This is a genomic window from Bradyrhizobium sp., assembly GCF_050014615.1.
GTDB lineage: Bacteria > Pseudomonadota > Alphaproteobacteria > Rhizobiales > Xanthobacteraceae > Bradyrhizobium.
On record NZ_JBEKCZ010000206.1, the window covers coordinates 1 to 9224 of the forward strand.

Consider the following 9224-nt stretch of genomic DNA (forward strand, 5'->3'; position numbering starts at 1 on the left):
CGGCCATCAGCCCCGTGTGGTCAACCTCTCCAGTCTCGCGCATCGCAGTGGCGCGATCAATTTCGGCGATCTGCAAAGCGCACGATCCTATAGCTCATGGAAGGCGTATTGCCAGTCGAAGCTGGCGATGCTGATGTTTGCGCTCGAGCTGCAACGCCGCAGCGATGCCGCCGGCTGGGGGCTGATGAGCAACGCCGCCCATCCCGGTTATGCGCGAACCGAGTTGATCGCCAACGGTCCGGGCACCAGCGGCTTGTTGTGGCAGCTCGGCCAGTTCCTTCAGCCCTATATCAGCCAGTCGGCCGCCGAGGGCGCGCTGCCGACCTTGTTTGCCGCGACCTCGCCGCAGGCGAAGGCGGGTGGCTATTACGGCCCGAACTGGTTCTACGAATTGAAGGGGTCGCCGGTGCCGGCGAAGATCATGCCGCAGGCGGAAGACGCCACGGCGGCGGCGCGGCTGTGGGATGTCTCCGCCACCCTGACCGGTGTGTCGTTCGACCCGGTCGCGGTCGCCGCCTGAACATTTGACGCAACGTGACGGGAAATCGAATGAAAGTCATCCTGTTCGGCGCAACCGGAATGGTCGGGCAGGGCGTGCTGCGCGAGTGCCTGCTCGATGCCGGCGTTGAAAGCGTGCTTGTGGTCGGGCGCAGTCCGACCGGGCAGGCCAATGCGAAGCTGCACGAAATCCTGCACGACAATTTTCTGGATTTCTCCGCGATCGAATCCCGACTGGCTGGCTTCGACGCCTGCTTCTTCTGCCTCGGCGTCTCCTCGGTCGGCATGGACGAGGAGCGCTACCGGCATCTGACCTACGACATCACCATGGCGGCCGCGACGACGCTGGCCAGACTCAACCCCGGCATGGTGTTCGTCTATGTCACCGGCCGCGGCACCGATTCCACCGAGCAGGGCCGGCTGATGTGGGCGCGCGTCAAGGGCAAGACCGAAAACGATCTGCTCAAGCTGCCGTTCAAGGCGGCCTATATGTTCCGCCCCGCGGGTATCCAGCCGCTGCACGGCATCAAATCCAAGACCGCCTGGATTCAGGCGATCTATGTCGTGACCGCGCCGCTGCTGACGCTGCTTAATCGCCTCAGCCCGACCTATATGACCACAACCGAGCAGGTCGGCCGCGCCATGATTCGGGTCGCGCGGGACGGCTATCCGAGGCCGGTGCTGGAGAGCGAGGACATCAATGCCGTCTGATGCCACCATTGTCATTCCGGGGCAGTCCGCAGGACTGAACCCGGAATCTCGAGATTCCGGGTTCGCGCCAAGAGCGCGCCCCGGAATGACAGCCAAACCCATCAAATAGCCGCAAAATTCCAAGCTTTTGGCGTTGGGCGGATTGCCCTATATACTTTGTGCATAGCAAACAAGCAGGTTTCGGCATGGATCGCATTCGTATCGTCGGCGGCAACAAGCTCAACGGCACCATTCCGATCTCGGGCGCGAAGAATGCGGCGCTGCCCCTGATGATCGCGGGCCTGTTGTCCGAAGAGACGCTGATCCTCGACAACGTGCCACGGCTGGCCGACGTCGCCCAATTGCAGCGCATTCTCGGCAATCACGGCGTCGATATCATGTCGGCGGGGAAGCGGCCGGGGGCGCAGGAATATCAGGGCCAGACGCTGCATATTTCGGCCGCCAACATCATCGATACCACCGCGCCCTACGAACTGGTGTCGCGGATGCGCGCCAGTTTCTGGGTGATCGCGCCGCTGTTGGCGCGGATGCATGAGGCCAAGGTCTCGCTGCCGGGCGGCTGCGCCATCGGCACCCGGCCGGTCGACCTCTTGATCATGGCGCTGGAGAAACTCGGTGCCGAGATCGCCATCGACGGCGGCTATGTGATTGCGAAGGCGCCGGGCGGACTCACAGGCGCGGCCATCGACTTTCCCAAGGTGACGGTCAGCGGCACCCATGTCGCCCTGATGGCGGCGACGCTGGCCAAGGGCACCACCATCATCACCAATGCCGCCTGCGAGCCGGAAATTCTCGATGTCGCCGACTGCCTGAACAAGATGGGCGCGCGGGTCTCCGGCGCCGGTACGCCCAGGATCGTGATCGAAGGCGTCAGCAAACTTCACGGCGCCCGGCACACCGTGTTGCCCGACCGGATCGAGACCGGCACCTATGCGATGGCGGTGGCGATGACCGGTGGCGACGTTCAATTGGCCGGCGCGCGGCCGGAACTGCTGCAATCGGCGCTCGACGTGCTGACGCAGGCCGGGGCGGTCGTCACCGTCAATAATGAAGGCATCCGCGTTGCCCGCAACGGCGCCGGGATCAGGCCGGTGACGGTTTCGACCGCGCCGTTTCCGGGCTTTCCCACCGATCTGCAGGCCCAGTTGATGGCGCTGATGGCGTGCGCCAAGGGCTCCTCGCACATCACCGAGACGATTTTCGAGAATCGGTTCATGCATGTGCAGGAACTGGCGCGGTTCGGCGCGCGGATTCATCTCAACGGCGAAACCGCGACCATCGATGGTATCGCCAAACTGCGCGGCGCGCCGGTGATGGCGACCGATCTGCGCGCGTCGGTATCCCTGGTGATCGCCGGCCTCGCCGCCGAAGGCGAGACCATGGTCAACCGCGTCTACCATCTCGACCGCGGCTTTGAGCGGCTCGAGGAGAAACTGTCGGCGTGCGGCGCCTCCATCGAGCGCATCAGCGATTAGGTCATGCGGTGACGGCGAAGCTCAAATTGATCGCGCTTGATCCCGACGACCTTGCGGTGATTTCCGCCCATGTGCAGGACGCCCGCGTCCAGACCTCGGACATTATCTGGCGGCAAGGCGAGAAGCGGCTGGTGGTCGGGATGAACCGGCTGGATTGGGAGCAGACGCTGGCGGGAGAAACAGCCCCGCGCCGCCTGGTCGCGGCGTTGCGCTTTGACCGCGTGTTGGCCTGCAAATCGCGCAATATCGATCTGGAAGCGCCGCAGGCCGCGCTGGAGCTGCTTGGGATCGAGTTTCATCCCGCAGAACTGCCCGGCGGCAGCGCGGTGCTGATGTTCAGCCATGGCGGGGCGTTGCGGCTGGACGTCGAATGCCTGGAATGCGAACTGGCCGATCTTGGCGTCGATGATCTCGGCGCCGGCGATGTCGGCGAGGGCGCGGAACCCTCGGGACTGGACGCTTAGCAGCTGTTAAGCAAAGGGTTGACGGCGATTTGCCGCCGCGCCATTGAGCAGTGGGTCTTTAGACCGCGGCCCCCGCCTGGAAAGCCACCATGCCTGTTCGCCTCGACAGAAGCAGCGCCGATTTCACCGAGCGATTCGCTAGTTTTCTGGCGATGAAGCGCGAGGTATCGGCCGATATCGAGGCCGCGACCCGCGCCATCGTCGACGATGTCGCCACCCGGGGCGACGCGGCGCTGATCGAGGCGACGCGCAAATTCGATCGCCTTGACCTTAACGCCGGTGGCTTGCGCGTCACCCCGGCTGAAATCGATGCCGCGGTGAAAGCCTGCGACCCCGCAACGCTCGAAGCGCTTGAATTCGCCCGCGACCGGATCGAAAGTTTCCACCGGCAGCAATTGCCCCAGGATCAGCGCTTCACCGATGCGCTCGGCGTCGAACTGGGCTGGCGCTGGAGCGCCATCGAGTCGGTCGGCCTTTACGTGCCCGGCGGCACCGCCGCCTATCCGTCCTCGGTGCTGATGAATGCGGTGCCGGCCAAGGTCGCCGGCGTCGCGCGGGTGGCGATGGTGGTGCCGTCGCCCGACGGCAAGCTCAATCCGCTGGTGCTGGCGGCGGCGCATCTCGGCGGCGTCCGCGAGATCTACCGCGTCGGCGGCGCGCAGGCGGTGGCGGCGCTGGCCTTTGGCACCGCGACCATCGCGCCGGTGGCCAAGATCGTCGGCCCCGGCAACGCCTATGTCGCCGCCGCCAAGCGGCTGGTGTTCGGCAAGGTCGGCATCGACATGATCGCGGGCCCTTCGGAAGTGCTTGTGGTCGCCGACCGTACCGGCAATGCCGGCTGGATCGCGGCCGATCTGCTGGCGCAGGCCGAGCACGACGTCAACGCCCAGTCGATCCTGATCACCGACGATACAGCACTTGCAGACGACGTCGAACGCGCGGTCGAGGCGCAACTCGTGACCTTGCCGCGCGCGGATATCGCGCGGGCCTCATGGAACGAGTTCGGTGCCGTCATTCTGGTGAAGAACCTCGGCGAGTCCGTGGCGCTGGCCAATGCCATCGCCGCCGAGCATCTCGAAATCATGACGGCGGATCCGGAAGCGCTGTCGGCGCAAATCCGCAATGCCGGCGCGATCTTCCTGGGCGCGCATACGCCCGAGGCGATCGGTGATTATGTCGGCGGTTCCAACCATGTGCTGCCGACGGCGCGTTCGGCGCGGTTCTCGTCCGGCCTCGGCGTGCTCGACTTCATGAAGCGAACCTCGATCCTGAAATGCGGACCGGATCAGCTGCGGGCGCTGGGACCGGCGGCGATGACGCTGGGCAAGGCCGAAGGCCTCGATGCCCATGCGCGTTCGGTCGGACTGCGCCTCAATCTGCCATGACCAAACCGCCCCCAGAGGACGATTCGCAAAATCGCATCGTCGCGGTGACGCTCGATGAGGAATCGATCGGACGTTCCGGTCCCGACATCGAACATGAACGCGCGATCGCGATCTACGACCTGGTGGAAAAGAATCTGTTCGCGCCGGATGGCGCCGACGGCGGCCCGTTCACGCTGCATATCGGCATCACCGGCAACCGGCTGATGTTCGATATCCGCCGCGAAGACGGCACGCCGGTGGTGGCGCATCTGTTGTCGCTGACGCCGTTCCGGCGCATCGTGAAAGACTATTTCATGATCTGCGACAGCTACTACCAGGCAATCCGCACCGCGACCCCGGACAAGATCGAGGCCATCGACATGGGCCGCCGCGGCATTCACGACGAAGGCTCGCGCACGCTGCAGGAGCGGTTGAAGGGCAAGGTGCGGGTCGATTTCGAAACCGCCCGCCGGCTGTTCACGCTGATCTGCGTGCTGCACTGGAAGGGTTAGCGCATGATCCCGAAGAGTGGGCGCCGGTTTTCGGAAGAGATCATGCGCATAAAAGCAGCCTGATGCCCGTGGCGCCGCCGCGCGTGCGCACTCCGCAAGCCGTGCTGTTCGCATGCGGCTTTAACAGCGTGCGCTCGCCGATGGCCGCAAGCCTGCTGCAGCAGATGTTTCCCCACGCGCTGTACGTGAAATCGGCGGGCGCCAAGAAGGGCGAACTCGATCCGTTCGCGGTCGCTGTCATGGCCGAACTCGGCCAGGATATTTCCGGCCACAAGCCGACCACCTTTGAAGAGCTGGACGATTGGGAAGGGCTCAATTTCGACCTCATCATCACGCTGTCGCCGGAGGCGCACCACAAGGCGTTGGAACTGACGCGCACGCTGGCGGCCGACGTGGAATACTGGCCGACGCACGACCCGACCGGCGCCGAAGGTAATCGCGAGCAGAAGCTGCAAGCCTATCGCGAGGTCTGCGACACCCTGTTGCTGCGCATCCGCAAGCGGTTTTCGAAGGTCGGTGCGGCGAGCGGCTAGTGACGTTGGGCCGTGACGGTTGCGATTCGAGACCGCGGCTGTGACAGTTTTCTTTCAATCGTCGCGGCCGCGGGCCCAGGGCCCCGGTCTTGACGGGGCACTAGCCGGTTGTCTCAACGAACCCCTTCCGATAGGTTCCGCGCGCATTCCGCCCGAATCCCTCCCGCCGAAAAATCCGCATGCTAGGCCGCCCCAAATTCGTTCTTGCTTCCGGTTCGCCGCGACGGCTCAGCCTGCTCAACCAGGCCGGCATCGAGCCCGACGCGCTGCGTCCCGCCGATGTCGACGAGACCCCGAAGCGGGGCGAGTTGCCGCGCGCCTGTGCCAACCGGCTGGCCCGCGCCAAGGCCGACGCCGCGCTCAAGTCAGTGCAGCTCGATGATGAATTGCGCGGCGCCTTCATTCTCGCAGCCGACACCGTGGTCGCGGTCGGCCGGCGTATCCTGCCGAAGGCGAATCTGGTCGACGAAGCCTCGCAATGCCTGCGGCTGTTGTCCGGCCGCAACCATCGCGTCTATACGGCGGTCTGCCTGGTGACGCCCAAAGAGGCTTTTCGCCAGCGCCTGATCGAGACCCGCGTGCGCTTCAAGCGGCTGAGCGAGGACGATATCCAAGCCTATATCGGCTCCGGCGAATGGCGCGGCAAGGCCGGCGGCTATGCGGTGCAGGGCATCGCCGGATCGTTCGTGGTCAAGATGGTCGGCTCCTACAGCAATATCGTCGGGTTGCCGCTGTACGAATCGGTCACGCTGCTCGGCGGCGAGGGGTTCCCGATTCGCTTTGGCTGGCTCAATGCCAGCTAAGCCGCCAGACCACGCCGGCCCCGGCAAAGGAGGCGCGAAGGGAGGCGCCAAAGGCGGCGAAAAACCGTGCCCGATCTGCGGCAAACCGGCCGCCGAGGCCTCGCGTCCCTTCTGTTCGGAACGCTGCCGGGATGTCGATCTGAACCGCTGGCTGTCGAATTCCTATGCCATTCCGGGCCGCAACGACGAGGATGAGGACGCCGAATAGCAATATTCGAGTGTTTTCGGGGCTTTAGAGCTCATTTACGCGGTAGCCCGTCTTCGCCAAGCGGCTATGCCGGGCACGCTTCGCCTTCGGGCCCCGCCTGGCTGCGCCACGCGTAGCCCGAAGGGCGAAGCGTGGTGGACAGGGCTGCCCGGCCTGACTATAAACCGGCGCTCGTCGGGTCCTGGCCCGCGAAGTGCCCAGGTAGCTCAGTTGGTAGAGCATGCGACTGAAAATCGCAGTGTCGGTGGTTCGATCCCGCCCCTGGGCACCATTTCATCAAGTTAATTCAGAAGGCTAGCCCGGGGGTGACATCGCGGGCCGTTTCGCTGTCGGTCCATGATTTGGTCCGTGCCGAGCGCCCGCACGGTTGCCGATTTGTAATCCGTCTGGTTCGAACGGGCGCTGCGGCGATCTCGACCAACCTTCATCGAAAAGGAGGTTGCCATGAAATATTTTGCCATCAAGCCTGTTGCCGTGTTCGCCGCGCTTGTCCTCAGTTCGGCGGCCAATGCGGCGACTTACGATTACACCGCACATTTCGACTATGTCGGCAAACCCGCGCTCGCCGACGCGCAGATCGATTCCCAGATTCAGGCGGACACGGTCACCTGCGACAGCGCCGTCGGCGTGCAGCGCGCGATGCCGTCCGCCAGCTATCGCAGCTGCATGCTGCAGCATGGCTGGAAGTACAACTCTCTGACGCGACAGGCGGTTCAAGTGACCCGGGCGCCCGCCGATCCGTATTTCAGATCGAATGCCAAGGTAGCCCCGGGCCACTTCATCGATCATGACAACGGCATGGACTGCCAGAACACCGGCGGTGCCGAGGTCTGCGATCCCCCCAACGGCACGGTGCATTATTTCGACCCGGATCAGAACCTGCCCTGCACCCGTACCGGCGCGATGTCTGTCTGCTCAAACATCTAAGCGACCGGCGTCGTGGGCGCATCGACAAGCATCTGCTTCGGTCCGCTCGCGACGCAGGCATCGCCATCGTCATTGCTGCGGCCGCCCGCCTCCGGCCGCGTGTCGCAGGTCGGTGGGTGTCCCGCCGTATTTGCGCCGAAACATCCGATTGAAATAGGACAAGTCGCGAAAGCCGACCTCGAAGGCGATGTCGGCGATCCTGCGCTGCGATTGCCGGGCGTCGCACAACAGCTCGACGGCCCGCGCCAGCCGCCTGTCGAGCAGGTGCTCGGAAAAAGTTCTGCCCGTTGGCTCCAGCAGATGGTGGACATAGCGGACCGTAATGCCAAGCCGCGCGGCGACGAGTGTTGCATCGAGAGCGGGATCGGCCATCGAGGTTTCGATGGCCTGAACGACGGCGGCTCGTCGCGCGGCCTGCGCGCCACGCTGTTCCGCGAGCGTACGCGTCTCGCCTTCGGTTCCGAGCGCCAGCGCGATGAGGTCGACGATATGATCCTGATGCAACCGGGCGGCATGGTCGTTGTCGCCGAAATCGACACCGAACGTTCCGGAGAGATAGCCGGACAGCAGTTGGAGCGCCACCGGATCCCTGTCGAGTTTCGCGCCCGCGAATCGCGACATCTGCGGCAGCAAGCCGCCGAGCCTGATGCGCGGAATCTTCAGGCTCAGGAGCTTTGAGTCCGTAACAAGATTATATTCGCCGGGATAGGCGGAGTCGCAGATGATCGTGTCACCTGCATTCAATTCGTGGCCATCGCCAAGCTGCGTTTGATAGGCATGGCCGCTCAGCAGCAACATCACTATCAAAGCATCGTCGCCATCCCGGACCAGTTTCGGAGTGCGGGCCGTATCAATCGCGGTCAGGGTGCTGGTGATGATGTCGATCATGCCGACGCGTCGAAATTCGATATGGGCATGAAAGCCGGACTGATCCGCCGTTCTCAGTTCGAGCCCGCAAGGTCTGAGGATCTCTTCGCAATAGGCCGAAAACCGCAGGCGCTTCGGAAGGGGATCGGTGCTGAAAACTATTCGATCCATGGTGCTCGCTCTACCGGCCTTCGTCGCAACAACGACACCTTAAGTTCACCGCCCAAAGTTCACTGCCCAAAGTTCACCGCTCACGACAGTCTGCTCTCGGAAGGTCGGCTTCGAGGCTGGTGTGGCCAGACCGGCTGACCGTGCCAAAGATGCAACAACAATGCCCGAACTTCGGCAGTTTTCACAATAGTCCTATCCCGTTGCACCAGGTTCCAAGACGCCAGCAGGTCAGCTCGTTACTGGTTGTGAATGATTAGCTGCGGATTCTCCGCGTGTCGGGGGAGATGCTGTGCCGCGTGATTGATCATGCATCGCGTGCAGCGATTTGCCCGTGGGGGCCTGGAGATGCGATGCAGACGACGTTTCAACCGATCGAGGACGTAGCCCCCCGAGCGTCCGATGATCGCCGATCAGATCTGTCTCTGCTGAAAAAAAATGCAGTGTCGTCTGCGCAAACTCGCGGTGACGCTCTGTCCAAGCGCCGCGAGCGCGCGACAGTTAGTCTGTCGCGCAATTCAAGTGCGACCGCAAACGTCGAAGAGCCGGCGGATCGACGGCCGACAGGCAGAAAAGAAGTTGTCATGGTCTCTCATGTGGCGCGTTGGTCCGGATCGTTGCTGCCGCGGGCTCACTGGCTGGGCACGGTTGCCGCCGGTGCGCTGTCGCTGGCCTTCGGTGGCACGGCGCTGGC

Annotated in this window: 11 protein-coding genes and 1 tRNA gene; 11 read left to right on the forward strand and 1 reads right to left on the reverse strand. The window is 63.8% G+C overall.

Annotation, left to right across the window (positions count from 1 at the left end; genetic code table 11):
• From ABR948_RS24795 to ABR948_RS24845, 11 genes are all read left to right on the forward strand, one after another.
• A partial coding sequence (locus ABR948_RS24795) for a Rossmann-fold NAD(P)-binding domain-containing protein (protein WP_490337852.1) occupies positions 1-520 on the forward strand: 520 nt, incomplete at its 5' end.
• Between the two features lie 29 nt (positions 521-549).
• Positions 550-1209 (forward strand): Rossmann-fold NAD(P)-binding domain-containing protein, encoded by a 660-nt coding sequence (locus ABR948_RS24800; RefSeq protein WP_428123089.1) that lies wholly within the window; start codon positions 550-552, stop codon positions 1207-1209.
• 185 nt (positions 1210-1394) lie between these two features.
• Complete coding sequence (gene murA / locus ABR948_RS24805) at positions 1395-2684, forward strand: UDP-N-acetylglucosamine 1-carboxyvinyltransferase (RefSeq protein ID WP_428123090.1); 1290 nt, start codon at positions 1395-1397, stop codon at positions 2682-2684.
• 8 nt (positions 2685-2692) lie between these two features.
• Positions 2693-3148, forward strand: a complete 456-nt coding sequence (locus tag ABR948_RS24810) for a DUF2948 family protein (protein WP_428123092.1) — start codon at positions 2693-2695, stop codon at positions 3146-3148.
• Positions 3149-3237: 89 nt separating this feature from the next.
• Positions 3238-4533: a histidinol dehydrogenase gene (gene hisD / locus ABR948_RS24815; protein WP_428123093.1), complete on the forward strand. Its 1296-nt coding sequence runs from the start codon at positions 3238-3240 to the stop codon at positions 4531-4533.
• Positions 4530-5024, forward strand: coding sequence for a UPF0262 family protein (locus ABR948_RS24820; RefSeq protein ID WP_428123095.1), 495 nt, complete (start codon positions 4530-4532; stop codon positions 5022-5024). Before hisD ends, ABR948_RS24820 begins: the two co-directional genes overlap by 4 nt.
• Positions 5025-5086: 62 nt before the next feature.
• Positions 5087-5557 (forward strand): arsenate-mycothiol transferase ArsC, encoded by a 471-nt coding sequence (locus tag ABR948_RS24825; RefSeq protein ID WP_428123096.1) that lies wholly within the window; start codon positions 5087-5089, stop codon positions 5555-5557.
• Between the two features lie 179 nt (positions 5558-5736).
• The gene (locus tag ABR948_RS24830; protein ID WP_428123097.1) at positions 5737-6360 is read left to right on the forward strand and encodes a Maf-like protein; all 624 of its coding nucleotides are present in this window, start codon (positions 5737-5739) and stop codon (positions 6358-6360) included.
• Positions 6350-6568, forward strand: a complete 219-nt coding sequence (yacG, locus tag ABR948_RS24835; protein WP_428123099.1) for a DNA gyrase inhibitor YacG — start codon at positions 6350-6352, stop codon at positions 6566-6568. The genes ABR948_RS24830 and yacG overlap by 11 nt, the downstream gene beginning before the upstream one ends.
• Before the next feature lie 195 nt (positions 6569-6763).
• Positions 6764-6839 (forward strand) — tRNA-Phe (locus ABR948_RS24840).
• Between the two features lie 173 nt (positions 6840-7012).
• The gene (locus ABR948_RS24845) at positions 7013-7495 is read left to right on the forward strand and encodes a hypothetical protein (RefSeq protein WP_428123101.1); all 483 of its coding nucleotides are present in this window, start codon (positions 7013-7015) and stop codon (positions 7493-7495) included.
• A 69-nt stretch (positions 7496-7564) separates the two neighbouring features.
• On the opposite strand, the gene ABR948_RS24850 is transcribed toward ABR948_RS24845, so the two are convergent.
• The gene (locus tag ABR948_RS24850) at positions 7565-8533 is read right to left on the reverse strand and encodes an AraC family transcriptional regulator (protein WP_428123102.1); all 969 of its coding nucleotides are present in this window, start codon (positions 8531-8533) and stop codon (positions 7565-7567) included.
• Between the last annotated feature and the right edge of the window lie 691 nt (positions 8534-9224).

Excerpts from the sequence above, each read along its gene's own strand:
- hisD (WP_428123093.1), top strand. The coding sequence starts at position 3,238 with ATGCCTGTTCGCCTCGACAGAAGCAGCGCCGATTTCACCGAGCGATTC.
- ABR948_RS24845 (WP_428123101.1), top strand. The coding sequence starts at position 7,013 with ATGAAATATTTTGCCATCAAGCCTGTTGCCGTGTTCGCCGCGCTTGTC.
- yacG (WP_428123099.1), top strand. The coding sequence starts at position 6,350 with ATGCCAGCTAAGCCGCCAGACCACGCCGGCCCCGGCAAAGGAGGCGCG.
- ABR948_RS24825 (WP_428123096.1), top strand. The coding sequence starts at position 5,087 with ATGCCCGTGGCGCCGCCGCGCGTGCGCACTCCGCAAGCCGTGCTGTTC.
- ABR948_RS24850 (WP_428123102.1), bottom strand. The coding sequence starts at position 8,533 with ATGGATCGAATAGTTTTCAGCACCGATCCCCTTCCGAAGCGCCTGCGG.
- murA (WP_428123090.1), top strand. The coding sequence starts at position 1,395 with ATGGATCGCATTCGTATCGTCGGCGGCAACAAGCTCAACGGCACCATT.
- ABR948_RS24800 (WP_428123089.1), top strand. The coding sequence starts at position 550 with ATGAAAGTCATCCTGTTCGGCGCAACCGGAATGGTCGGGCAGGGCGTG.
- ABR948_RS24830 (WP_428123097.1), top strand. The coding sequence starts at position 5,737 with ATGCTAGGCCGCCCCAAATTCGTTCTTGCTTCCGGTTCGCCGCGACGG.
- ABR948_RS24820 (WP_428123095.1), top strand. The coding sequence starts at position 4,530 with ATGACCAAACCGCCCCCAGAGGACGATTCGCAAAATCGCATCGTCGCG.